The following is a 22745-nucleotide window of genomic DNA, read 5'->3' on the forward strand; positions in this document are numbered from 1 at the left end:
GCAGCAGTGTGGCACAGCTCTCAGTGCGATTCACCGGCCGCACGAACTCTGAGGCCGACTCCGCGGGTTTGCTGCATCGGCAAAGCAGTTTGCCACCGGCGCGCGCAGGGTTGAGGCTGGGATGATGGGTGACTTCGACAAGACCTTCTGGGACGAGCACTGGCAGGAGGCCGGCCGACGAGGAGACGATGCAATGCCGCCCCATCCGCGGTTGGTCGCGCTCGTTGCGGAGCTCGTCCCGGGCACCGCACTCGATGCGGGCAGTGGTGAGGGCGCGGAGGCGGTCTGGCTCGCCCGGCACGGCTGGCAGGTCACCGCTGTCGACATCTCGGCCAAGGCACTCGCGCGCGGCCCGGCACGCGGCCGCATCCAGCGGCGGTTCGCACGTGGAGTGGATCGAGGCCGACCTCAGCGTCTGGGAGCCGCACCGGACGTTCGACCTGGTGACGACGCACTATGCGCATCCGCAGCTCCCGCAGCTGGATTTCTACGAACGCATCAGTCACTGGGTCGCGCCGGGGGGAACCCTGCTCATCGTCGGTCACCTGGCGGGCTCGGGACCCGCGCACGCGCACCCGCCGAAGGCCACGGCCGACGCTGCAGGCATCAGCGGGCGTCTCGGGGCTCCGGCGTGGCAGATCGTCAGCGCCGAGGAGGTCGCGCGCACGGTGACGGCGCCGAACGGGCGCAGACTCGAGCTCCACGACGTGATCGTCCAGGCCCGGCGGATCTGATCGATCGAACGGTCGCTGCAACGACGACGGCCACGTGGACCCGGACGAGCCGGGTCCACGTGGCCGTGGTGAACGGTAGGCCGCGCTCGCTCAGAGAGCGCTCTGTCGGCTCCGTCGGGCGACCATCACCGCGGCCGAACCACCGGTCAGGAGCAGCAGCGCCACCAGCACGGTCGCCGGCCCGAGGTCGGCACCCGCCGCGGGGAGCTTCTTGGCGGCGCTCGCCGTCGTGGCACCGCCCCCGCCGGCGTGATTGTTGCCCGGCGTCGGGCCCCCGGTGTTCGGGCCGTCGGGCCCGTCCGGATCCGTCCCGGGTGGTTCCGGATCGGTCCCGGGTTCCGGGTCGGGCTCGGGGTCGGTGCCCTCGACGACGCCCGCGCGGACCGTCGCGGAGGCCAGGTTGACCTCGGCGAGCGGCGTGCCGAAGCCCGGCAGGAGCCGGACACTCAGCGCCCGCTGGGTGAAGGAGCCGGCATCGACACCTCCGGCCTGAGTGAACGCACCTGGCCGCTGCTGGACGTTCGCCGTCACCGAGAGCAGCTGGTTCAGAACCGGTGCCAACGGATCGAGCGCGGTCGTGGCGATGCTGACCACCGGCTCGACGACCGAGGCGACGATGCCGACCTGGCTGAGGGCGGACTGCAGCGGCTGCACGAGAGCGGGCAGCAGGTTGCCCGTCACGACGCCGAGCACCGGTTCGAGCAGCTCGTCGACGGGCAGGAGTCCGCCCAGCACCTTGGTCTCCGAGGTGTCGGCATTTGGCGCCGTGGCGCCTTCCAGCCCGAGGAAGCCGCCGATCGGTCCGGCGAGTTTGATGTCGATAGTGGCCAGCGGGACCGGCACGACCGCCACCACTTCGGCGTTCGCGGTCAGGTGGACCGTCAGCTCGGTGGAGTTGAGCGCGTCGGTGGCCGCGTTGACGACGAGTGCCGGAACCTGGTCGAGCAGCATGCCGATCGCTCCGTCGAGCACGGTCTTGATGAGCTCGGGATCGAGGATCTCGGTGTTGGGCGCGAGGTTGTTGAGCGTGCCGTCGTACGTCCCGCCCTGGGCGTAGGTGATCAGTTTGGCGAGATCGACCTCGATGGTGCCGCGGCTGAGGTCGATGGTGACGCCGCGCTCGGTATCGGTCAACGGGCTGCTGGTCACCGACGACAGCGCGGCGCGCACGTCGACCGTGGCAGCGGCGGCGACGTTGACGTCGTCGACCGACACCAGACCGAGGCTCAAGGTGTTGAGGGCCGTCGTGAGCGGCTCGACGAGCCCGCTGCTCACGCTGCTTAACGACGAGTCGAGCGCGCCCTGCGGGCCCAGGACGTCGTTGGCGGTGTCCGACAGGGTGCCGAGCACCTCGTCGATCCCCGCGGTGAGGTCGGTCACCGCCGGGCTGCGCAGCGTCAGCCGCCCGCCGGAGATCTGGTAGTCGCTTTCGATCTCCCCGCCTTTCGCCTGTGCCGTGGCGGAGAGCACGCCGAGGTCAAGTCGCAGCTGGTCGACCAGACCCGCGGTGACGTCCGCGACCCCTGCGCTGCTCAGCAGCGCTGTCAGGTCGACGTACGCTTCGTCGCCGACGCCGTTGCCGCCGACTGCGATCGCTCCCTCATCGGTAACGGCGCCCGAGGCCGCGGAGGCGGTGGTGTCGCTCGTCCGAGCCACTTGCCCGAGCGCGCCGACGCCGATCACGCCGTTCGGACCGAAGAGCTGGATGCCTCCGCCCAGATCGATCCCGAGCGTGCTGAGCACGTCAACCGCGAGGGGGCTCACCTGCTGGTCGTTCGGGTCGGCCACGAAGGCCGGCCTGAGCGCCGCGAGCGTGTCGAGGTCGAGTGTGCCGGCTGAACCGGTGAGCACCCGTCCCTCGGCTTGTGCGTCGTCACCCTCCGCAGCGGCAACCGGACCGGCCGAGCTCAGCACGAGCGCGGCCGCGGTACCCACCGCGGCCACACCTGCCATCGTTCGTCGTCCGAAAGTCCGCGTAGAGGCATCGGTCTGTCCCATCCCTGCTCCTTCGCGTGTGCTGGCCGAGAGTCGGCCAGCACACATCGAACTAGAACGAGGAGGTTCATCCGGCATTAATGCCCTGATCTTCACCCCGATCTTCACCCCGTCGCGGCCGACCGGGGACGGAAAACGACAGCTCCCAGCCGCGTCGGCTGGGAGCTGTCAGGCAAAGCGAGATTGGTCGGGGTGACAGGATTTGAACCTGCGGCCTCGTCGTCCCGAACGACGCGCGCTACCAAGCTGCGCCACACCCCGTGGCAGTCCTCGTGACAAGGACTCGATGAGTCTACCCAGTCAGGGTCAAGAGTGTCGCCTCGGGTCGGCATGCAAACCGCACGGGGGCGTACGGCGACGTCCCGAGCCCGGCTGAAACGTGCACCCAGGAGGGCTCGTGCTCTGGCGTCCGGTGCTGATGGAGCCCCTTCGCGAGCGCCGGGTCGAGATCGCAGTTGCTGACCAAGGCGCCGTAACCCGGCACGCACAACTGACCGCCGTGCGTGTGGCCCGCGAGGATCAACCGATACCCGGCGCGGTTCCAGCGGTCGAGCACCCGCAGGTACGGCGCATGGGCGACGCCGATCGTCAGATCCGCCAGCGGATCGGCCGGGAGATCGTCGAGCTCGTCGTACTCCAGGTGCGGGTCGTCGACGCCGACGAAGGCGATGCGCGTCCCGTTGACGACCAGTTCGCCGTGCTGATTGGTGAGATCGACCCAGCCCCGAGAGGTGAAACCCTTGCGAAGGTCCTCGTAGGGCATGTCGGGCGAGCGTTGCCAGTCCCCGCCGGCCTCCACGCCGCTGCCGCCGAACAGGTAGCGCGCCGGATTCTTGAACACCGGCGAGAAGTAGTCGTTGGAGCCGAACACGAAGACGCCGGGAACGTCGAGCAGGTCCCCGTAGGCGTCGAGCACGGCAGGTGCGGCGTCCAGGTGCGCCATGTTGTCGCCGGTGTTGACCACGAGATCGGGTTCGAGGGCGGCGAGCGACTGCAGCCACTCCCGCTTACGGCGCTGACGAGGCCGCAGATGCGCATCGGAGAGGTGCAGCACGCGCAACGGCTCCGATCCGGGCCGGAGGACCGGCACCGTGACGTGCCGCAGCGTGAAAGCACGCACCTCGTAGAGCGACGAGTATGCGAGCACACCGGCCGCCGCAACGAACGGTGCCGACAGCGCGAGCGAACGAGGTCGGACCATCTGGTCAGGCTACCGGGGGACTAGATCCAACCCTGCTGCCATGCCACCTCGGCCGCCGCGTGCCGCGACTCCGACTGGGTCTTGGCCATCGCCGACGAGAGGTAGTTGCGGACGGTTCCCTCGGCGAGGTGGAGCGTCTCGGCGATCTGCTGGACCGACGCGTGCGTCCGGGTCAGCCGGAGCGCGTCCAACTCGCGGTCGGTCAGCGGACACGCGTCGGCGTTGAGCGCCTGGGCAGCCAGTTCGGGGTCGACGTAGCGACGGCCCGCCGCCACGTCGCGGAGCACCTCCGCCAGTCGGCTGACCGAGGTCGACTTGGGCACGAAGCCGGTGATGCCGGCCGCCATCGCCCGGCGCAGCACCCCGGGACGCGCGTGCCGGGTCATGAGCACCGCACGCGTGTCCGGCGCCGACCGGAGGATCTGCGTCGCCGCCTCGATCCCATCGGTCGGCGGCATCTCCAGATCGAGCAGCACGATCTCGGGAACGTGCCGGCGGACCAGCGACACCGCGTCGGAGCCGTTGTCGGCCTGCGCCACGACCTCGAGATCGCCCTCCATCGCCAGCAGCGACACGATGGCCGTGCGAATCATCTCCTCGTCGTCGGCGACGACGATGCGGATCATGTGGGACCGCCGGCGGTCGCGACGAGCGTGAAGCGGTCCTCGGCACGTTGCGACTCGACCGAGCCGCCTCGCGCGGCGAAGCGCTCGGCGAGGGAGGCCAGGCCGGTACCCGAGCCGTTCGGCGGTGCGATCACGCCGTCGTTGACGACGCGCAGCGAGGGCGGATCGAGTGTCCCCGAGATCTCCACGGTGGTGGCGTTGCTGTGCCTCAGGATGTTCGTCGTCGCTTCTCGCAGGGCCGTGGCCAACAAGGGATGGTCGAGCTGGGCGGGGACGTCGACCCGAACCATCGCGCCGGACGCTTCGAGCACCGAGGCGGCGTTGACGATCTCGTCGTGCAGCGACACCTGCCGGTACCCCTGAGCCAACGTGCGGGTCTCCTCCAGCGCGGTGCGGGCGATCTCCTGCGCCTCGTGGATCGTCGCCCGCGCCAGTTCGGGATCGCGGTCGATCAGCCGCTCAGCGAGCTCCGTCTTGAGCGCGAGGACCTGCAGGTGGTGTCCCTGGATGTCGTGGAGGTCGGCCGCGAAGCGCAGCCGCTCGCGGACGCGGGTGAGCTCGGCCCGGGTAACGCCGGCGTCGCGGACGTCGATGGTGAGTTCCCAGATCCACAACTGAAACCACGACGCGGCCGGAACGAAGACCGCGAAGAAGGCCAGCAGATAGATGCTGCCGAAGTCGTTCGGGAAGAACCCCGCGAGGTCGCCACCGCTGACGACGACCACCAGAGCCCGCAGCCCCAACAGAGCCGCTGCCCACGCGAGGAGCCACGCCAGGTACTCGCCTCGGCGGAAGTCCAGGCCGAGCACCGCGATGGCCGACCACGGGACGAGCAGGTAGCCGATCGGCGCGCCGGGGTGCCACGAGGCGATGACGACGAGCAGCGTGGCCGCCACGGCGGTGACCCCGTGCACCAGGGCCGGCATGCCATGGCGACTGCGCCCCACGATCAGCGAGCGGCACCAGTAGCCGGCCCAACCCATCAGCGCGATGATCAGCAGCAGCACGACGACGCGCCGCCAGCCGACGAGGTCGTCGCGGAGGAGGGCGTTCGCCACGGCGCCGAGGCTGCCGAAACCGAGGTACATCCACAGGGACACGAGGTTGTACCGCCACGTCATCGTGAAGCTGTCACGGCGGCGTCCGCTGCGGTTCTCGGCCGAGCGAGGTTCGGTGGGGGACATCGTCTCCACGGTAGTCCAGGCGGCTGATGACAAATGTCATCGGAACCGGTGACGGCCGGCCACTACGGAGGGGCGCGGCTCCGCCGCAGGCTGGAACCATGACCACGACAACGCACGACCTCGCGATCTCGGCGCAGGACCTGCGGTGCGCGTACGGAGACTTCGAGGCGGTCCGCGGTATCGACCTCTCGGTGCGCACCGGCGAGGTGTTCGCGCTCCTGGGCACCAACGGGGCCGGCAAGACGACCACGATGGAGACCCTCGAGGGCCACCGGCGCGCCGACGGTGGCAGCGTTCGTCTCCTCGGCCACGACCCGCACCGGGAGCGCAGCGCCGTGCGCCCGCGGGTCGGCATCATGCTCCAGGAGTCCGGCTTCGCCGGGGAACTCACCGTCGCCGAGACCGTCCGCATGTGGCTCGCGCTCTCCTCCGCTCCGCCCGCCCGCAAGGACCGCCGCGAGGCGACCTTGGCCGCGGCGCTCGAGCGGGTCCATCTCGACGACCGGGCCGACACCCGTGTCGTGCAGCTATCGGGCGGACAGAAGCGACGCCTCGACCTCGTGCTCGCCACGGTCAACGAGCCCGAGGTCGTGTTCCTCGACGAGCCGACCACGGGTCTCGACCCCGAGTCGCGCCAGAACACCTGGGATCTCATCGCCGGCCTGCGCGACACGGGTGCGACCATCGTGCTCACCACCCACTACCTGGAGGAGGCCGAGCGGCTCGCCGATCGCATCGCGATCATGCATGCCGGCCGCATCGCCGTCGAAGGGACACTCGCCGAGTTGATCGACGACCGGCCGACGCGCATCAGCTTCCGCCGGCCCGCAGACGTCACCGGGGTCGAGGTCGATCGTGCGCTGCGGACCATCCTCGCGCCGCGTCATCTCGAGCTCGATGCCCGCGAGATGCTCCACGTCGACGTCGATGACGCCCAGCAGTCGCTGGTCCGGCTGCTCGGCTGGGCGCAGGATCAGCACCACCGGCTCGAGCGTCTCACCGTCAATCAGGCATCGCTGAGCGACGTCTTCGCCCAGATCGCGGCCGACCACACCCTGCAGGAGGACCCCGCATGAGCAGCACCCCGCAGCAGATGTCCGTCATCGCGCTCAATGAATGGCGCCTCATCACGCGCAACAAGACGGTTCTGCTGAGCGCGACCTTGATGCCGCTGGCCGTTGCCGGGATGATCGCCGTTCAGGGTGTCGACCAGCCGGACGCCGGCGTCGGCACGTCCGCGATGATCATCGGGCTCTTCACGGTGCTGAGTATCTATCTCACGGTGACCATCACCGCGGTCTCGCGACGTCAGGATCTGTATCTCAAGCGGCTGCGGTCAGGGGAGAGCGGTGACGTCGCGATCTTCGGTGGCTTGGTGATGGCGCCTGCGGCGCTGTGCCTCGCGCAGCTTTTCGTCGTGTTCGCGATCCTGCTGGCGATGGGCCTGGAAGTGCCCGTGCAGCCGTGGTGGTTGGTACTCGCGACTCTCGGTGCGATCGCCATGAATCTCGCGGCAGCCGTCGGCACGGCGGCCATCACGCCGAATGCGACGGCCGCGCAGATGTCCACCGTGCCGTTCTTCTTTCTGGTGATCGGCACGTTGTTCGCCTCGCCGTTCGTGGACAGCCGGTTCATGGATCTGACGCCCGGCGGTGCGCTGGTGACCCTGGCGCGGCTGGCGTACGAGATGCCGACGCCGGGAACGGCCGTCAGCGCGACGGCAGGGCTCGTGCTCTGGACCGCCATCGGGTGGGAAATCGCCAAGCGGTACTTCCGCTGGGAGCCCCGCGCCTGAGCGGGAGGGAGCGCGTTGTCGCGTGCTCGATAATGGAGGCATGTCAGCTCTCAAGGACCGCCTGCGGGCGGAACTCACCGCAGCCATGAAGGCGCGTGACTCGCTCCGCTCCTCGACCATCCGGATGGTCCTCACCTCGATCACCAACGCCGAGGTGGCGGGCACGGAGGCCCGCGAACTCAGTGACGACGATGTCATCGGCGTCCTCGCGACCGAGGCGAAGAAGCGTCGCGAGGCCGCCGAGGCGTTCGACGCCGGTCAGCGTCCCGAGCTGGCGCAGAAGGAGCGCGACGAGGCCGGCGTGATCGCCGAGTTCCTACCGGCGGCGCTCAGTGACGAGGAGATCACCGCGTTGGTGTCCGACGCCATCGCGAGCACGGGTGCCGCGGGCGAGGGCATGAAGGCCATGGGCAAGGTCATGGGCGTCGTGACCCCGCAGACCAAGGGTCGTGCCGACGGTGCGAAGGTCGCGGCCGAGGTGCGGCGTCAGCTCAGCGCGAGCTGACGCGATCACGACGAAGGGCGGGTCCGAATCCGGACCCGCCCTTCGTCGTCTCAGTCGTCGTCGGCCGGCGGCTCATCGGCCGCCGGAGGAGCCTGCGGCTGCCGCTGCTGCTGGGATGCGCGGTTGAGCGGCTGGGGCTGTCGCCGCGGCGGCGGGGCGAAGTTGACCGGTGCCAACGTGGACTGGATCGCCTGCATGGCGTCGGCCCACATCGGACCGGCGAGTCCGGAGCCCGAGGCGATGTTGCCTGGGACGCGCCCCTTGACCACCTGACCGCGAAGGTCGATCGGCTGGCCCTCGTTGTTGGCGCCCGCGATCATCGCCGCGGCCGCGAGCTCGGGCGTGTACCCGGCGTACCAGACGCTCTTGGTGTCGTTGGTCGTACCGGTCTTGGCCGCGGACGGAATGGCCAGACCCGTGCCCGACTGGTAGCCGAAGCCGCCCGGCTCCTGGACGCCCCGGAGGATGTCGTTGATCTGGGCTGCCTCGTCTTCGGTGAGCACCCGGTTGCACTCCGGCTCGTACTTCTTGATGACGTTGCCCTGGCGGTCGAGGATCTCGTCGATCGGCATCGGCTTGCAGTACATGCCGCCGGAAGCCGGCACGGCGTACGCGGCCGCCATATCGAGGGGGCTGACCTCGATGGGGCCGAGGGTGAACGAGGGGACCTGACCCGTGACGCCGTTGTCGGGGTCGTAGGGCACCGTGATGCCCATCGCCTCAGCCATGCGAACCGTGTCGCACAGGCCAGCGTCCCGCTCGAGCTGCGCGAAGTACGTGTTCACCGACTGACGGGTGCCGGTGTACATGTTGAACGTGCCCGACCCGGTGGAGTTGGAGACCTGCCACTGGTCGGTGCCGCGGCCCTCGCAGTCGAAGTACGTGCCGCGCGGCATCGTCATGTTCTGCGGCGAGCCGTAGGTCTTGCTCGTCGGGATGCCCTTCTTGAGTGCCGCGGCGACCGTGAACATCTTGAAGGTCGAGCCGGCCTGGAAGCCCATCGACTGTCCATACCGCTCCGGCACGGTGAAGTTGATGTAGGACTGGCCCGCGGCCTTGTCGTCACCCATCGGACGGGACTGGGCGAGCGCGCGGACCTTGCCGGTTCCCGGTTCGACGAGCGCGAGCGCGCCGATGGCCTGGTCGGTCGGGTCGACGTTGTTGGCGGCGGCCGCGTTCGCGGCGTTCTGCATCGTGACGTCGATGTTGGACTTGATCGTCAGGCCGCCCCGCTCGAGCTGGCGCTTGCGCTCGTCGTAGGTGTCGCCGAGCGCCTCCTCCTCGAGCAGGACGCGCCGGATGTAGTCGCACGAGAATGACGCGACCGAGCCGACGCAGCCGTTCGCGAAGTCGGTGACGTTGAGCCCGAGTGGTTCCTTGCTGAGTTGCTCGGCCTCCTCGGGCGTGATCTTGCCGTGCTGGGCCATAACCGACAGCACGGTGTTGCGTCGCTGCAGTGCGCGCTCGGGGTAGATACGCGGATCGAACTCGACCGGGTTCTTGACGAGGCCGGCGAGGAGGGCGGCCTGGCTGACCGTGAGGTCGGCGGGCGCGACCGAGAAGTAGCGCTGGGAGGCGGCGTTGACGCCGTAGGCACCGCTGCCGAAGTACGCGATGTTGAGGTACCGCTCGAGGATCTCGTCCTTGGTGTACTTCTCCTCGAAGCCGATCGCCAGCTTGAGTTCGCGGATCTTGCGGGCCACCGACTGCTCCACGGCGGCGGCACGCTGCTCGGGGGTCGTGGCCTGTTGCAGCGTCGTGAGCTTGACCAGCTGCTGCGTGATGGTGGACCCGCCCTGCGTCTGTCCCTCGGCGGCGTTGTTGACCAGAGCGCGCAAGGTTCCGCGCAGGTCGAGCGCGCCGTGCTCGTAGAACCGGTAGTCCTCGATCGCGAGAAGCGCGTCCTGCATGACCGGCGAGATCTCGTCGAGCGGGATGTCCTGGCGGTTCTCCTCGTAGAAGTACGCCAGGCGCTCTCCGTTCGAGGCGAACAGCTCCGTGGTCTGGGGGTTCGGGATCTCCTGGAGTTCCAGCGGAAGGTCCATGACGTCGGCGGTGATCTCGCGGGTGGTCATGGTGGTGGCCGTGGCGGCCGGGATCATGACGGCGGCGACGATCACCCCCGCGAGCGCGGAGAGCTTGCCGATCGACCATAGAGCCGACGCCGTGGACGTCGGCTTGGACTCCGTCTGGGCTGCCTTCTTGACCTTCGCCTCGACATCGCGCCACGCCATGAACACGAGAATACGGGACGGTGCCGACTCTTCAGGCCCGCACGCGACCCGGCATGACTCGAATGGGCTAGTGCGAAACCATCCCCGCGAGGTCTGACCGGACGAGTAACTTCGCTTTACAGTGAAGCGGACGAATCGCTTCGGTCTCATGCCTCACTCTCGGGAAGGATTCGACGATGTGGAACGCCAATTGGGCTCAGGAGGCTGCATGCCTCGGTCGTTCGGACGATCTCTTCGTTCGCGGAGCCGAACAGAACCGGGTCAAGCAGCTCTGCAACACCTGCACGGTCAAAGCCGAGTGCCTGGCCGAGGCCCTCGACAATCGGATCGAGTGGGGCGTGTGGGGCGGCATGACCGAACGCGAGCGACGCGCGCTGCTGCGCCGCAAGCCGCACGTCACGCAGTGGCGCAGCATCCTGCAGCAGGCCGGAAACGCCTGACGCCTTCGATGATCGTCCTCGCGCGGCGCTGATCCGGCGACGGGCGTACCGTCGAAGCCATGACGGCCGCCGTCATGGACTTCGTGGCCCTGGCCACCGAGCCTGAAGGGCTCCTGCCGGCCCGGCAGCAGATGGCGCTCTCCCTGGGCTGGCACATCATCCTGGCCTGTTTCGGGGTCGCCTTCCCCGCGATGATCTTCGTGATGCACTGGCGCGGTATCCGCCGCAATGACGCCGTCGCCCTCGGGCTCGCGCAACGTTGGGCCAAGACCTCGGCGGTGCTCTTCGCGATCGGAGCGGTGTCCGGCACGGTGCTGAGCTTCGAGATGGGCCTGCTGTGGCCCGGGCTCATGGGCACGTTCGGCGACGTGCTCGGCCTCCCCTTCGCCTTCGAGGGACTGTCGTTCTTCGTCGAGGCGATCTTCCTCGGCATCTATCTGTACGGCTGGGGACGCATGCCCCCGCGGCGGCATCTGCTCATGGTCGTCCCCATGGCCGTCGCCGGAGTCGTGGGGACGTTCTGTGTGATCTCGGTGAACGCCTGGATGAACGCCCCCGCGGGATTCCGGATCGTCGACGGCGAGGTCGTCGACGTCGACCCGTGGCGGGCGATGTTCAACGACCTGGCCTTCCTGCAGTTCCTGCACATGTGGATCGCCGCGTACATGGTGGTCGGGTTCGCCGCGGCCGGCGTCTACGCCGCGGGCATGCTGCGAGGCCGCCGCGACCGGCACCACCGGCTCGGCTTCATCGTGCCGTTCGCGTTCGCGACCGTCGCGGCACTCGTCCAGCCGTTCGTCGGTCACCTGCTCGGCGGAAATCTCGGCGACCGCCAACCCGCCAAACTCGCGGCCTTCGAGCTGGCCGAGACGACCGAGAGCCCGTCTCCGCTGCGGATCGGCGGGATCTACGTCGACGGCGAGGTGAAGGGCGCACTCGACATCCCCTACCTCGGGTCGCTCATCGCGCAGAACTCCTTCACGGCGCCGGTGCCCGGGCTGGACACGATTCCGGTCGACGAGCATCCGCCGATCAACATCACGCACTGGGCCTTTCAGACGATGGTCGGCATCGGGATGCTGCTCATGCTCGGCGTCCTGGTGTTCTGGTTCTTCCGGTGGCGGGGTCGCGATCTGCTGGAGCACCGCTGGTTCCTGCGGTGCGTTGTCGCTGCCGGGCCGCTGGCGGTGATCGCTCTCGAGTCCGGGTGGATCGCCACGGAAGTCGGTCGCCAGCCCTGGATCGTCTACGGCATCATGCGGACACGCGATGCGGTCGGCGACTACAGCGCCGATCTGTGGTGGTTGCTGGGCAGCACGGCGGTCGTCTACACGGCCCTGACGATCGGCGCCGTGGTGGTGCTGCGCTCGATGACGCGGCGCTGGCGCGCCGGCGAGGCCGATCTGCCGAGCCCGTACGGGCCGCAGTCGCGCATGGTGGATGCCCCCGAGGACGAACGATGAGCCTGGAGGTGGCGGTCGCCGCGGCGATGTTCGTCGGCGTCGTGGCCTATGCCGTCTTCGGTGGTGCCGACTTCGGTTCAGGCTTCTTCGACCTCACCGCCGGAGGCGCGCGCCGGGGTGCGGAGGTGCGGACCTTGGTCGACCACAGCATCGGTCCGGTGTGGGAGGCCAACCACGTGTGGCTCATCTACGTGCTGGTCACCTGGTGGACCGGGTTCCCGCAGTCGTTCGCCGCCGCGATGAGTACGCTCGTCCTCCCGTTGCTGCTGGCGTTGCTCGGGATCGTCCTGCGCGGCGCGAGTTTCGCCTTTCGCAAGTACTCGGCCACGCTGGGTCAGGCCCGGTTGTTCGGCGTGGTGTTCGCCGCCTCGTCGGTCATCACGCCGTTCTTCCTCGGCACGGTCGCCGGCGGCATCGCCTCGGGCCGCGTCCCGGCGGAGGGGCGCGGCGACCTGTGGACCTCCTGGATCAACCCGACCTCGCTCTTCGGCGGCGCGATCGCGGTCGGCACCTGCGCCTTCCTCGCCGGGACGTTCCTGACCGCGGACGCCGAGCGCGGCGGTCAGCGGCGCCTCGCCGATCGGCTGCGGGTGCGATCGATCGCCGTCGGGGCGGTGACGGGAGCGGTCGTCCTCGCCGCCCTCGTGCCGTTGCGGCGCGATGCTCCCACCCTCAGCGACGGCCTCGCCGGACGTGCGTCGGTGCTGATCGTCGCTTCGGCTCTCGCAGGGGCGGCGACCCTCGTCCTGCTGTTCGGCCGCCGCTACGTCGCCGCCCGGGTGACGGCGGTCGTGGCCGTCGCGTCGGTCATCACCGGCTGGGGAGTGGGCCAATACCCCTGGATGCTCGTCGACGAGGTCACGATCGCCGACGCCGCGGGAGCCCCCGCGACCCTGCAGGCGCTCCTGGTCACCACGGGGCTCGCGATCGTCCTCGTCCTCCCGGCCCTCGTCTACCTGTTCCGGCTCACCCAATCGCAGGAATGGACGAGGCACTGACGGGGGTCAGACGGTCGTGGGCTCGTCGGCCAAGTGCCGCCCCACGGTCCGCAGGCCCTCGAGGTCGTGCACGTCGCTGGGGAGCGCCGGCACGGTCACCGAGGCGACATTGCGATGAGCGGCGGCGAAGCGGCGGCGAACCCGCTGCTCACGAGCGGCGACGCGCATCCGTTCGGCATGCACGCGCAGCAGGTCGGCCGTGATGCGGTCGGTGTCCCCGCCGTGGGCGAGCCGTGGCGCTGCGGACTCGGCGTCGGCCGCGCTGATGCCGCCGGCGCGTTCGTCGTGGACGCGGTTGACGACGAGTGCGGCCAACGGCATCGCGTCGCCTTCGAGTCGCTCGACGAAGAACGCGGCCTCGCGCATGGCGGCGTCCTCGGGGGCGGCGACGACGAGGAATGCCGTCCCCTCGGCTTGCAGCAGCGCGTAGGTGGCCTCGGCGCGTTGCCGAAATCCCCCGAAGAGGGTGTCGAACGCGGCGACGAACGTCTGCATGTCGGACAGGATCTGCGCGCCGAGGATCTTGCTCAGCGCCGCGGTCACCACGCCGAAGCCGGCGGTCAGGAAGCGGGCAGGACCTTTGGCGGGTGCGAGCAGGAGCCGGATGAACCGGCCGTCCAGCAGCGACGAGAGACGCTCGGGTGCGTCGAGGAAGTCCAGCGCGGACCGCGACGGTGGGGTGTCGACGACGATGAGGTCCCACCGGCCTTCGGCGTGCAACTGGCCGAGGCGCTCCATCGCCATGTACTCCTGCGTCCCGGCGAACGAGCTCGACAAGGCCACGTAGAACGGGTTCTGCAGGATTTGCTGCGCCTTCTCCGGCGACGCGTGCGCCTCGACGACCTCGTCGAACGTGCGCTTCATGTCGAGCATCATGGCGTCGAGGGAACCGCCGGCGCTGGTGTCGACGTCGGTCACCGGGCGGGGCGTGTTGTCGAGTTCGACGAGCCCCATGGACTGCGCCAGGCGACGGGCGGGGTCGATCGTGAGCACGCAGACCGACCGGCCGCGTTCGGCCGCCCGTAGCGCGAGCGCCGCAGCGGTGGTCGTCTTGCCGACGCCGCCGGAGCCGCAGCACACGATGATCTCCGTCGTGGGGTCGTCGAGCATCGCATCGATGTCCACCCCAGGATGCGTGCCGGTGTCACCGCGCGAGGCGCCGCGCTGGGCACCGCGGATCGACTCCTTGGGGCGGGTCTGGGCGGGGCGAGTCATCGGTTCACCACCGGTTCCAGCGCGTCGGCGAGCTCGAACAACGCACCGAGGTCGACACCGTCGCTGACCAGCGGCAGGTCGAGCACGTCGTCGACACTCGCTCGCAGCGTCTGCGCCTGGTCGTTCTGCAGGTCCTGGCGCTGCACGTGGGCGATGCCGGCATCGACGAGGAGATCGGCGGCGTCCGGGGCGAGGCTCACCGAGGCCAAGGACACCGAGACCTCCGCGGTGTCGACCGTGCCGTGCTCCAGGGCCGTCCGGGTGGCCTCGCTGACCAAGGCCGGTCGCACCATGTTGACCAGGACGTGGCCGACCGGCAGCCCTTCGGCGCGCAGCTCGGCGATGCCGTCGAGGGTCTCCTGCACCGGCATCTCCTCCAGCAGAGTCACGAGGTGGACCTTGGTCTGCGGGCTTCGCATCATCGCCATGATCGACGTCGACTGGTTCTTGATCGGACCGACCTTCGCGAGGCCCGCGACGTCGTCGTTCACCCCGAGGAAGCGGGCGATCCGCCCGGTGGGCGGGGCGTCGACCACCACCGCGTCGTACACGAACGGCGACTCCGGACCGTTCTCCCGGCGCCGTGCGGCCTCGTAGACCTTGCCGGTCAGCAGCACGTCGCGCACGCCCGGTGCGATGGTCGTGGCGAAGTCGATGACGCCGAACTTGTCGAGGGCCTTACCGGCTCGTCCGAGCCGGTAGTACATCGCGAGGTACTCCAGCAACGCCTCCTCGGCGTCGACGGCGAGCGCATAGACCTGTCCGCCGTCGCGCCCTGCGGCGTTGATCCGGCGCTCTTCGTAAGGCAGCGGCGGGACGTCGAAGAGCCGAGCGATCTCCTGCCGCCCCTCGACCTCGCACAACAGCACGCGTCGTCCGCCACTGGCCAGCGCGATCGCGAGGGCACCGGCGACCGTCGTCTTGCCGGTCCCGCCCTTGCCGGTCACGATGTGCAACGGTGTCGAGGAGGGAGCCACGAGGTCGAGCGTAGGGGCTCGAGGGCGATCGTGCCGCCGGTGTCTCGCACCCGAGTGCCTCCGCGGGCCGTCGTCACCGTGCTCGTCGGCGGCTAGAGTCGGGCCATGACCAAGTGGGAATACCTGACCGCGCCCGTGCTCGTGCATGCCACGAAGCAGATCCTCGACAACTTCGGCCAGGACGGCTGGGAACTCGTGCAGATCGTGCCCGGCATGAACCCCGAGAACCTGGTGGCCTACTTCAAACGCCCGGTGGCCTGACATGGCAGCCGTCGAGGAGCGCCTCGCCGAACTCGGGCTCGAGGTGCCGTCCGTCGCCGCTCCGGTCGCCGTGTACGTCCCCGCCATCCGGTCGGGCGACTACGTCTACACGTCCGGGCAGCTGCCGTTCGTCGACGGGGAGCTCACGATCACCGGCAAGGTGGGCGCCGGCGTCAACGCCGATGAGGCGCAGCAGGCCGCTCGGCAGTGCGCCCTGAACGCGATCGCCGCGTTGGGCTCGATCGTCGACCTCGACGACGTCGTACGCATCGTCAAGGTCGTGGCCTTCGTCGCGAGCGATGCGGGCTTCACCGGCCAGCCGCAGGTGGCGAACGGCGCGAGCGAACTCATCGGCGCCGTGTTCGGCGAGGCCGGCCAGCATGCTCGCTCGGCGGTCGGCGTGGCGGTCCTGCCGCTCGACGCTCCCGTCGAGGTCGAGGTCGTCGCCGAGGTGCGCTGAGATGCTGCTTCCGTTGCCCGAGCGGTTGCGTGAGCACGCGCATCGTGCGAGCAATCCCGTACCTCCCCGGGACGCCGCGACCATCGCGGTCGTGCGTGACGGAGCGCAGGGGATCGAGGCGTTCCTCATGCGCCGGCAGGCCTCGATGGCCTTCGCAGCGGGCATGTACGTCTTCCCCGGCGGCGGCGTGCACGAGTCCGACCGTGAGCCGGTCGACTGGATCGGGCCCTCGGCAGCGGAATTCGCCGCTCGACTCGGGTGCGATGCCGATCTCGCCCACGCTCTCGTGGTGGCAGCGGTCCGGGAGACCTTCGAGGAGACCGGTGTGCTCCTCGCCGGGCCGGGCCCGGACACCGTCTACGGCGACACCACCGGTGCGGACATGCTCGCCGCCCGCGACGACCTCGAAGCGGGGCGCGTCTCGTTCGCGCACTTCCTCGAGGCTCACGGGCTGGTGTTGCGCGCCGACCTCATCGGCGTGTGGGCTCACTGGATCACCCCGGCGTTCGAGCCGCGCCGGTACGACACCCGGTTCTTCGTCGCTGCGCTGCCCGAGGGCCAGGCCGTGGGGCAGATCAGCACGGAGGCCGACCGATCGCTGTGGGCCCCGCTGTGCGCGGTGCTGGAGCGCGTGGACGCTGGCGATGCGGCGATGATGCCGCCGACGGCGGTCACCTGTCGCGAACTCGCCCAGCACACCGCGGAGACCGTCCTCGCGGCGGCTGCGCTGCGGGTGGTCACCCCGATCGAGCCTCGCATCGTCGAGGTCGACGGGGAGCTGTTCTTGGAGACCGATCGAGGGGAGCACGTGTGAGCGCCACCCGCGTGACCGACCGCGCCTCATTCGTCCTGGCCGATAACCCCGGGATCATGACGCTGGATGGCACCAACACCTGGATCTTGCGTGAGCCGGGGGCCGCGCGCGCCGTCGTGGTGGACCCGGGACCGGCCGATGAGGAGCATCTGAACGCCGTCATCGGCGCTGCCGGCGAGGTCGCGCTCGTGCTCTTCACGCACCACCACGCCGACCACACCGAAGCCATGGCCCGGATCGCCGAACTCACCGGCGCTCCGACCCGGGCGCTGGACGAGGCGTTGTGCACGGGCGCCGAGCCGCTCAGCGACGCCGAACTCGTCGAGGTCGATGGTCTCGAGCTCGAGGTCATCGCGACGCCGGGACACACGCGTGACTCCCTCTGCCTTCGGCTCACCGGCGAGGACTCGCTGCTGACCGGTGACACCGTGCTCGGCCGGGGAACCACGGTGGTGGCGCACCCCGACGGCGCCCTCGGCCCGTACCTCGATTCGCTGGCTCATCTGCGTGAGCTCGTGGCCGAGGGACTCGTGAGCCGCATCCTGCCGGGCCACGGCCCGGTGATCGACGATCCCGAAGCGGTCCTGGACTTCTACATCACGCATCGCGAGGACCGGCTCGATCAGGTCCGCGCCGCCGTCGAGGCTGGAGCGACCACGCCGCGCGAGGTGGTCGAGCGGGTCTACGCCGACGTCGACCCCGTCTTGTGGGACGCGGCGGAGCTGAGCGTCAAGGCCCAGCTCGACTACCTCGGCAAGGACGTGTCTCCCAAAGCCTGATCGGCTGAGTTGAGAGACTGTAGGACGTGGCGGGGTTTCATCATGTCGAGGTGTGGGTCGTAGATCTTGCGGAAGCCCGTGCGGAATGGGGTTGGTTGCTCAGTGAGCTCGGCTTCGCGCGCGATGGCGAGTGGCCCGAGGGTGAGTCCTGGGCTGCTGGCGGCGCGTATCTCACGTTGACGACCTCTCCGAATACCTCCGGGGTGACACATGATCGGCGGTCGCCGGGCGTGAACCACCTCGCCTTTAAGGCCGGCGGTCCCGGCCGCGTGGACGACATCATGGCTCGGGCCGACCAGCACGGGTGGCGACCGCTGTATCAGGATCGCTATCCCCATGCCGGAGGTCCGGATCACTACGCAGGCTGGCTGGAGAACTCAGTCGGTTTCAAAGCAGAGGTCGTGGCGGACGAGTCGTGATGATGCAGGTCCTCACGCGGTGGCCTTCAGCCAGAGCGTGACCGCTCGCAGGACGACACCGCCGCGATAGGTGAGGGCGAGCTTGTCGTATCGGGTGGCGAGGCCGCTCCACCGTTTCGACTCGCTGAAGCCTCGCTCGACGACGTTGCGTCCCTTCGTCGCGTGCTGATGAGCACGGTGGACCGTCGAACCTACGCTCACGGCCGAATCCACGTCGCCGACCGCACCGGCATCACCAGGCGGTCGTGCCGGAACGGGTGATCCCGCCGCCCCGTCGACGACGGCAACAACGGCCTGATCCGCTTTCACTGGGCATCCGTCAGCACAGCTTCCCGACTCACCCAGGAAACATCCCGCGAGACACCGCCACGAATTAGGAGACACGCCCTAAACCCCGGATGTGCGCACATCCGGGGTTTCGTCAGCGGGCGCGCTTCTGGAGGCGTTCGAGATCGAGGATGACGACGCTGCGCGGCTCGAGGCGGACCCAACCGCGCGAGGCGAAGTCGGCGAGGGCCTTGTTGACCGTCTCGCGCGAGGCGCCGACAAGCTGAGCCAGTTCCTCCTGCGTCAGGTCGTGGTTGACGTAGATGCCGTCCTCGGCCTCACGTCCGAAGCGGTCGGCGAGGTCGAGCAGCGCCTTCGACACGCGGCCGGGCACGTCGGAGAACACCATGTCGCCGACGACCTCGTTGGTACGGCGCAGTCGGCCGGCGAGTTGGTTGAGCAGCGCCTTGGCGACATCGGGGTGGTCGTTGAGCACGGGGCTCAGGGCGTCGTGTCCGAGGCTCTTGAGCGAGGCGTCGGTGACGGCGGTCGCAGTGGCCGAACGCGGCCCCGGATCGAAGAAGGAGAGCTCCCCGAACATCTGACCCGGGCCGAGGATGGCCAGCAAGTTCTCCCTGCCGTCGGGCGAGGTGCGGCCGAGCTTGATCTTGCCGCCGACGACGACGTACAGCTTGTCGCCGTCATCGCCCTCGTTGAACAGGATCTCGCCGCGTCGCAGGGACACAGACTCCATCGAGGACTCCAGAGCCGCAGAAGCGGTCTCGTCGAGCCCGTTGAACAGGGGCGCTTGGCGCAGTACGTCGTCGGTCACGATTCTTCCTTCTCGGTCACGGCCCGGTGGGTCCGTACCCCAGTTTCCCATATCCCGCGATCTCGCGAGCGCCGCAACGCTGGACACGTACGCTTATCGCGTGGTCACGTCCCCCGTCCCGCGTCCGGACACCGCCCTGGTGCGTCGTGCGCGCAAGATCGATCGGGTGCTCGCGGCCACGTATCCGGACGCCCATCCCGAACTCGACTTCCGCAATCCCTTCGAGCTGCTGGTGGTCACGGTGCTCTCCGCGCAGACCACCGATCGCCGCGTGAACGCGGTGAGCCCGGCGCTGTTCGCCGCCTATCCCGACGCGACCGCGCTGGCGGCGGCGGACCGCACCGCACTCGAGCAACTCATCCGGCCGACCGGGTTCTTTCGGGCCAAGACCGACAGTCTGCTGGCGCTCGCCGCCGCACTCGTCGAGCGGTTCGACGGGGAGGTGCCCGGTCGCCTCGACGACCTCGTGACGCTCCCGGGCGTGGGTCGCAAGACCGCCAACGTCGTGCTCGGCAACGCCTTCGGCGTCCCGGGGATCACCGTCGACACGCACTTCGCCCGGCTCGCGGAGCGCTTCGGCTGGGTGGACGCCGCCACCGCTCGCCATCCGGTCAAGACCGAACACGCGGTCGGTGCGCTCTTCCCGCGCCGCGACTGGACCGACGTGAGCCAGCGCCTCATCTGGCACGGCCGCCGTCGCTGCCACGCCCGCAAACCCGCCTGCGGCGCGTGTCCGGTCGCCCGGTGGTGCCCGTCGTACGGCATCGGTCCGACCGATCCGGCCGAGGCCGAAGCGCTCGTCACCACGCAGGGGCGCGCATGAGCGCCACCACCTCCGAGCTGCCCGAGTGGCTGCGCCCCGTCGCCGACCTCGCCGGATCGGTCGAGGCCGAACAGCTGGCGCCCCGTTTTCCCCATCCGCCCGCCGACGCACGTCCGGCGGCGGTGCTCATGCTGTTCGCCGACGGCCCTCGCGGTCCGCAGCTCCTGCTGACCGAGCGCGCCAGCACCTTGCGCAACCACGCCGGCCAGATCTCGTTTCCCGGTGGCAAGAGCGATCCGGAGGACGCCGATGCCGTGGCGACCGCGCTGCGCGAGGCCGAGGAGGAGGTGGGGCTCGACCCCGCTTCGGTCGAGGTGTTCGGGACGCTGCCGACCCTGTGGCTGCCGCCGAGCAATCACGCGGTCACCCCGGTGCTCGGGTACTGGCGCTCGTGGAGTCCGGATCTCGTACCGGTGAGTCTCGACGAGGTGGAGCAGGTGATCTGGACGCCGATCGAGGAACTGCTCGATCCGGAGCGACGGTTCAGCGTCGTGCACAGCGGCGGTTGGCGCGGCCCCGCCTTCGACATCGGCACCGACGTGCCGCTGTGGGGGTTCACCGCCGGTGTGATCGCCCGGGTCTTCGACCACGTGGGATGGTCCCGGCCCTGGGACGCCTCGCGCGAGCGCCCGCTCCCGGAGGGATGAGATGAACACCCTCGACCTCATCCTGCTCGGGCTGGTCGCGCTCTACGCGGCCTCCGGATTCGTGCACGGATTCGTGCTGAACCTCATCGAGGGCATCGGCCTGATCGCCGGCGGTCTGATCGGCGTCGTCGTCGCGCCGTGGATCTTCGGCGACGGGCGGCCGCTCCTGGCCTTGCTCTTCGTGGTCGGTTGCCTGCTGGCCGGGCAGTTCATCGGCAGGCTCGCCGGACGAGACTTCCGCGTCACCGAATGGCCGTGGCGCGCCGTGGACGCGGTGGCGGGTGCGGCCTTGGGTGTCGTCGCGGTGCTGGCCGCGGCCTGGGCGCTCGGTTACGCGGTGAGCGGTGCCACCATCCCGTACCTCAGCCAGGCCGTCCGCACGTCAGCCATCCTCGAGCGGGTCGACCGGGTCATGCCGTCCCAGGCGTCCGATGTGCTCGCCACCTTCAGCCGCTCGCTCACCGACGACGTCTTCCCTCGGTACCTCGAACCGTTCCAGCCGGAGGTCATCACCTCGATCGAGCCGCCCGACGACGCGACGCTGGCATTGCCCGGCGTGCAGTCGGCATCGGGCAGCGTCGTCAAGATCGTCGGCTCAGCGCAGTGCGGGCGGGGTATCGAGGGCTCGGGCTTCGTCTACGCCGACGGGCGCATCATGACCAACGCCCACGTCATCGCCGGTGTCTCCGACCCGATCGTCGAGGTCGACGGGCGCCGGGTGAGCGCCGTGCCCGTCGTGTTCGATCCGGCCATGGACATCGCGGTCCTGCGCACCGAGAGCCTGGGCGTGCCGGCGTTGGAGTTCGACACGTCCGGCGCGGCCGGTGATGCTGCGGCGGTGCTGGGTTACCCCGAGAACGGGCCCTTCGACGCGCGCGCGGCACGCATCCGCGATGTCACGACGATGCGGGCGACGGACATCTACGGTCAAGGCGAGCACCCGCGCGAGGCGTTCTCGGTGCGTTCGCTGGTGCGGTCGGGCAACTCCGGTGGGCCGCTGGTGTCCGAGGACGGCCAGGTGTACGGCGTCATCTTCGCGGCGTCGGTCAGCGACCCCTCCACGGGGTACGCGGTGACCGCGCAACAGGCCGCGGGGAACGCGCAGGCGGGAATCACCGCCACCCAGCGCGTCTCTACGGGAGGATGTGTCTGATGCGCACCTTGGCCTCTGTCTTCTGCTGGATCGTCGCCGTCGTGGCGGGCACTGTCGCGTTGCCGGTCACCTGGATCGCCGACAACGTCACGGACGAGTCCGGGTACGTCGCACTCGTCGCTGAGCTGCGTGACGACCAGGAGCTGCGGGTGGCAGTCGCGGAGATCGTGGCGACCGACCTCACCGAGAACCTCGGGCTGCCAGATGGCGTCCGCGATCAGTTCGCGCAGCAGCTGCGCGCCGCCTTCGAGCGGGTCGGGGAGATCGAGGGATTCGACGCGGCCTGGGACGAGACCCAACGCCGTTCCCACGCGCTCTGGTTCGACGGGCATCGCCCTCCGGAGGAACTGCAGCTCGACGTGGCGCCGCTGGCCGCATTGGCGGTCGGCCCCGTCGCCGCGCAGTTTCCCGTCGAGCTCGCGACCCCCGATCAGATGCTCGTGACGGTCGCGTCGGCCCCGCCCGGAATGGACTGGGTCGAGTCGGCGCCCACCTGGAAGATGATCTCGCTCATCGCCGCCGGTGCCGCCACGTTCCTGTGTTTCGTGTTCGCGCGTCGCCGCTCGGTGGGCCTGGCATGGATCGGCGTCGGGGCGCTCCTGGTGGCCGGTATCTCGTACGCGGGTTCTCGTGTCGCGGTGCCGGCTGCGCTGGATCGGATGGAGGAGGGCGCGTCGGCGTTCGGGCAGGTGCTCACCGAGACGCTGGCGGATCGCTTCCAGGCCTCGCTCGACGAATGGATCGAGCTGCTGGCGATCGCCGGCGCCGCCGCCCTCGTGGTCGGCGTGCTCGCGCGCCTCATCGCAGGTCGGCGCGAGGCCGCCCGTCGACGCTAGCCGCCCACTCCTGCGACACCATGCCCGCTGGGAGGTAGGTGTAGTCCGACCAGGCTGTCGGCGGTGGGACTACACCTACCGCTCGAG

General features: G+C 69.5%; 24 protein-coding genes, 1 tRNA gene and 2 pseudogenes. 17 read left to right on the plus strand and 10 right to left on the minus strand.

What is annotated here, in order from left to right; all coding sequences use genetic code 11:
* Positions 1-193: 193 nt before the first annotated feature.
* Both D9V41_RS18430 and D9V41_RS18435 read left to right on the plus strand, forming a co-directional pair.
* A pseudogene (locus D9V41_RS18430) lies at positions 194-310 on the plus strand (SAM-dependent methyltransferase); the annotation flags it as partial.
* 76 nt (positions 311-386) lie between these two features.
* On the plus strand, positions 387-734 hold the full coding sequence (locus D9V41_RS18435; protein WP_243697125.1) for a class I SAM-dependent methyltransferase: 348 nt from the start codon (positions 387-389) through the stop codon (positions 732-734).
* Between the two features lie 90 nt (positions 735-824).
* On the opposite strand, the gene D9V41_RS02185 is transcribed toward D9V41_RS18435, so the two are convergent.
* From D9V41_RS02185 to D9V41_RS02205, 5 genes are all read right to left on the minus strand, one after another.
* Positions 825-2678 carry a choice-of-anchor G family protein gene (locus D9V41_RS02185; protein ID WP_121792869.1) on the minus strand — a complete coding sequence of 618 codons (1854 nt, stop codon included), beginning with the start codon at positions 2676-2678 and terminating at the stop codon, positions 825-827.
* 235 nt (positions 2679-2913) lie between these two features.
* A tRNA-Pro gene (locus tag D9V41_RS02190) sits at positions 2914-2990 on the minus strand.
* Between the two features lie 31 nt (positions 2991-3021).
* Positions 3022-3930, minus strand: coding sequence for a metallophosphoesterase (locus tag D9V41_RS02195; RefSeq protein ID WP_121792870.1), 909 nt, complete (start codon positions 3928-3930; stop codon positions 3022-3024).
* Between the two features lie 20 nt (positions 3931-3950).
* Positions 3951-4556 carry a response regulator transcription factor gene (locus D9V41_RS02200; protein WP_121792871.1) on the minus strand — a complete coding sequence of 202 codons (606 nt, stop codon included), beginning with the start codon at positions 4554-4556 and terminating at the stop codon, positions 3951-3953.
* Complete coding sequence (locus D9V41_RS02205) at positions 4553-5740, minus strand: sensor histidine kinase (protein WP_133434084.1); 1188 nt, start codon at positions 5738-5740, stop codon at positions 4553-4555. The genes D9V41_RS02200 and D9V41_RS02205 overlap by 4 nt, the downstream gene beginning before the upstream one ends.
* 98 nt (positions 5741-5838) lie before the next feature.
* On the opposite strand from D9V41_RS02205, the gene D9V41_RS02210 reads away from it, so the two are divergent.
* From D9V41_RS02210 to D9V41_RS02220, 3 genes are read left to right on the plus strand one after another with little or no spacing between them, the layout of a single operon-like run.
* Complete coding sequence (locus D9V41_RS02210; protein ID WP_121792873.1) at positions 5839-6816, plus strand: ABC transporter ATP-binding protein; 978 nt, start codon at positions 5839-5841, stop codon at positions 6814-6816.
* Complete coding sequence (locus tag D9V41_RS02215) at positions 6813-7535, plus strand: ABC transporter permease (protein WP_121792874.1); 723 nt, start codon at positions 6813-6815, stop codon at positions 7533-7535. Before D9V41_RS02210 ends, D9V41_RS02215 begins: the two co-directional genes overlap by 4 nt.
* A gap of 40 nt (positions 7536-7575) precedes the next feature.
* Positions 7576-8040 (plus strand): GatB/YqeY domain-containing protein, encoded by a 465-nt coding sequence (locus D9V41_RS02220; RefSeq protein ID WP_121792875.1) that lies wholly within the window; start codon positions 7576-7578, stop codon positions 8038-8040.
* A gap of 50 nt (positions 8041-8090) precedes the next feature.
* Here the strand turns inward: D9V41_RS02220 and D9V41_RS02225 are convergent, their stop codons facing one another.
* A complete protein-coding gene (locus tag D9V41_RS02225) occupies positions 8091-10274 on the minus strand; it encodes a transglycosylase domain-containing protein (protein WP_166375869.1) in 2184 nt (727 codons plus the stop codon).
* Between the two features lie 176 nt (positions 10275-10450).
* Between D9V41_RS02225 and D9V41_RS02230 the strand changes: the two genes are divergently transcribed.
* From D9V41_RS02230 to D9V41_RS02240, 3 genes are read left to right on the plus strand one after another with little or no spacing between them, the layout of a single operon-like run.
* Positions 10451-10714, plus strand: coding sequence for a WhiB family transcriptional regulator (locus D9V41_RS02230; RefSeq protein ID WP_121792877.1), 264 nt, complete (start codon positions 10451-10453; stop codon positions 10712-10714).
* Between the two features lie 59 nt (positions 10715-10773).
* The gene (locus D9V41_RS02235) at positions 10774-12177 is read left to right on the plus strand and encodes a cytochrome ubiquinol oxidase subunit I (RefSeq protein WP_243697126.1); all 1404 of its coding nucleotides are present in this window, start codon (positions 10774-10776) and stop codon (positions 12175-12177) included.
* Entirely contained in the window at positions 12174-13175 is a 1002-nt protein-coding gene (locus tag D9V41_RS02240; protein ID WP_121792878.1) for a cytochrome d ubiquinol oxidase subunit II, read from the plus strand. The genes D9V41_RS02235 and D9V41_RS02240 overlap by 4 nt, the downstream gene beginning before the upstream one ends.
* Before the next feature lie 6 nt (positions 13176-13181).
* On the opposite strand, the gene bagB is transcribed toward D9V41_RS02240, so the two are convergent.
* Entirely contained in the window at positions 13182-14390 is a 1209-nt protein-coding gene (gene bagB / locus D9V41_RS02245) for an ArsA family ATPase (RefSeq protein ID WP_121792879.1), read from the minus strand.
* On the minus strand, positions 14387-15367 hold the full coding sequence (bagA, locus tag D9V41_RS02250; protein WP_243697127.1) for an ATPase BagA: 981 nt from the start codon (positions 15365-15367) through the stop codon (positions 14387-14389). The genes bagB and bagA overlap by 4 nt, the downstream gene beginning before the upstream one ends.
* A 105-nt stretch (positions 15368-15472) precedes the next feature.
* Between bagA and sp36 the strand changes: the two genes are divergently transcribed.
* Genes sp36 through D9V41_RS02275 form a run of 5 tightly spaced genes read left to right on the plus strand, consistent with a single transcriptional unit; the run spans position 15473 to position 18100 of the window.
* Complete coding sequence (sp36, locus tag D9V41_RS02255) at positions 15473-15628, plus strand: Sp36 family protein (RefSeq protein WP_118397113.1); 156 nt, start codon at positions 15473-15475, stop codon at positions 15626-15628.
* Between the two features lies 1 nt (position 15629).
* A complete protein-coding gene (locus D9V41_RS02260) occupies positions 15630-16088 on the plus strand; it encodes a RidA family protein (protein WP_121792881.1) in 459 nt (152 codons plus the stop codon).
* A 1-nt stretch (position 16089) separates the two neighbouring features.
* Entirely contained in the window at positions 16090-16902 is an 813-nt protein-coding gene (locus D9V41_RS02265) for an NUDIX hydrolase (RefSeq protein WP_121792882.1), read from the plus strand.
* The gene (locus D9V41_RS02270; protein ID WP_243697128.1) at positions 16899-17681 is read left to right on the plus strand and encodes an MBL fold metallo-hydrolase; all 783 of its coding nucleotides are present in this window, start codon (positions 16899-16901) and stop codon (positions 17679-17681) included. The genes D9V41_RS02265 and D9V41_RS02270 overlap by 4 nt, the downstream gene beginning before the upstream one ends.
* A gap of 26 nt (positions 17682-17707) precedes the next feature.
* Positions 17708-18100 carry a VOC family protein gene (locus tag D9V41_RS02275; protein WP_121792883.1) on the plus strand — a complete coding sequence of 131 codons (393 nt, stop codon included), beginning with the start codon at positions 17708-17710 and terminating at the stop codon, positions 18098-18100.
* A 12-nt stretch (positions 18101-18112) separates the two neighbouring features.
* Here the strand turns inward: D9V41_RS02275 and D9V41_RS18665 are convergent.
* Positions 18113-18250, minus strand: a pseudogene (locus tag D9V41_RS18665) (IS5/IS1182 family transposase); the annotation flags it as partial.
* A gap of 271 nt (positions 18251-18521) precedes the next feature.
* Positions 18522-19199, minus strand: coding sequence for a Crp/Fnr family transcriptional regulator (locus D9V41_RS02285; RefSeq protein ID WP_121792884.1), 678 nt, complete (start codon positions 19197-19199; stop codon positions 18522-18524).
* A gap of 100 nt (positions 19200-19299) precedes the next feature.
* Between D9V41_RS02285 and nth the strand changes: the two genes are divergently transcribed.
* Genes nth through D9V41_RS02305 form a run of 4 tightly spaced genes read left to right on the plus strand, consistent with a single transcriptional unit; the run spans position 19300 to position 22658 of the window.
* Positions 19300-20022 (plus strand): endonuclease III, encoded by a 723-nt coding sequence (gene nth, locus D9V41_RS02290; RefSeq protein ID WP_166375828.1) that lies wholly within the window; start codon positions 19300-19302, stop codon positions 20020-20022.
* Positions 20019-20669, plus strand: a complete 651-nt coding sequence (locus D9V41_RS02295) for an NUDIX hydrolase (protein ID WP_121792885.1) — start codon at positions 20019-20021, stop codon at positions 20667-20669. Before nth ends, D9V41_RS02295 begins: the two co-directional genes overlap by 4 nt.
* Before the next feature lies 1 nt (position 20670).
* Positions 20671-21822, plus strand: coding sequence for a MarP family serine protease (locus D9V41_RS02300; protein ID WP_121792886.1), 1152 nt, complete (start codon positions 20671-20673; stop codon positions 21820-21822).
* Entirely contained in the window at positions 21822-22658 is an 837-nt protein-coding gene (locus tag D9V41_RS02305) for a hypothetical protein (RefSeq protein WP_121792887.1), read from the plus strand. The genes D9V41_RS02300 and D9V41_RS02305 overlap by 1 nt, the downstream gene beginning before the upstream one ends.
* Positions 22659-22745 lie beyond the last annotated feature (87 nt).

Origin of the sequence: Aeromicrobium phragmitis (assembly GCF_003674095.1) — a bacterium.
GTDB classification, from domain to species: Bacteria; Actinomycetota; Actinomycetes; order Propionibacteriales; family Nocardioidaceae; genus Aeromicrobium; species Aeromicrobium phragmitis.

Bases quoted from the DNA above. Each gene is read 5' to 3' on its own strand.
- D9V41_RS02305 (WP_121792887.1), top strand. From the start codon at position 21,822: ATGCGCACCTTGGCCTCTGTCTTCTGCTGGATCGTCGCCGTCGTGGCG.
- D9V41_RS02225 (WP_166375869.1), bottom strand. From the start codon at position 10,274: ATGGCGTGGCGCGATGTCGAGGCGAAGGTCAAGAAGGCAGCCCAGACG.
- D9V41_RS02205 (WP_133434084.1), bottom strand. From the start codon at position 5,740: ATGTCCCCCACCGAACCTCGCTCGGCCGAGAACCGCAGCGGACGCCGC.
- D9V41_RS02235 (WP_243697126.1), top strand. From the start codon at position 10,774: ATGACGGCCGCCGTCATGGACTTCGTGGCCCTGGCCACCGAGCCTGAA.
- D9V41_RS02195 (WP_121792870.1), bottom strand. From the start codon at position 3,930: ATGGTCCGACCTCGTTCGCTCGCGCTGTCGGCACCGTTCGTTGCGGCG.
- D9V41_RS02295 (WP_121792885.1), top strand. From the start codon at position 20,019: ATGAGCGCCACCACCTCCGAGCTGCCCGAGTGGCTGCGCCCCGTCGCC.
- D9V41_RS02210 (WP_121792873.1), top strand. From the start codon at position 5,839: ATGACCACGACAACGCACGACCTCGCGATCTCGGCGCAGGACCTGCGG.
- D9V41_RS02220 (WP_121792875.1), top strand. From the start codon at position 7,576: ATGTCAGCTCTCAAGGACCGCCTGCGGGCGGAACTCACCGCAGCCATG.
- bagB (WP_121792879.1), bottom strand. From the start codon at position 14,390: ATGACTCGCCCCGCCCAGACCCGCCCCAAGGAGTCGATCCGCGGTGCC.
- D9V41_RS02200 (WP_121792871.1), bottom strand. From the start codon at position 4,556: ATGATCCGCATCGTCGTCGCCGACGACGAGGAGATGATTCGCACGGCC.
- D9V41_RS02260 (WP_121792881.1), top strand. From the start codon at position 15,630: ATGGCAGCCGTCGAGGAGCGCCTCGCCGAACTCGGGCTCGAGGTGCCG.
- sp36 (WP_118397113.1), top strand. From the start codon at position 15,473: ATGACCAAGTGGGAATACCTGACCGCGCCCGTGCTCGTGCATGCCACG.
- D9V41_RS02240 (WP_121792878.1), top strand. From the start codon at position 12,174: ATGAGCCTGGAGGTGGCGGTCGCCGCGGCGATGTTCGTCGGCGTCGTG.
- D9V41_RS02215 (WP_121792874.1), top strand. From the start codon at position 6,813: ATGAGCAGCACCCCGCAGCAGATGTCCGTCATCGCGCTCAATGAATGG.
- D9V41_RS02230 (WP_121792877.1), top strand. From the start codon at position 10,451: ATGTGGAACGCCAATTGGGCTCAGGAGGCTGCATGCCTCGGTCGTTCG.
- D9V41_RS02300 (WP_121792886.1), top strand. From the start codon at position 20,671: ATGAACACCCTCGACCTCATCCTGCTCGGGCTGGTCGCGCTCTACGCG.
- D9V41_RS02265 (WP_121792882.1), top strand. From the start codon at position 16,090: ATGCTGCTTCCGTTGCCCGAGCGGTTGCGTGAGCACGCGCATCGTGCG.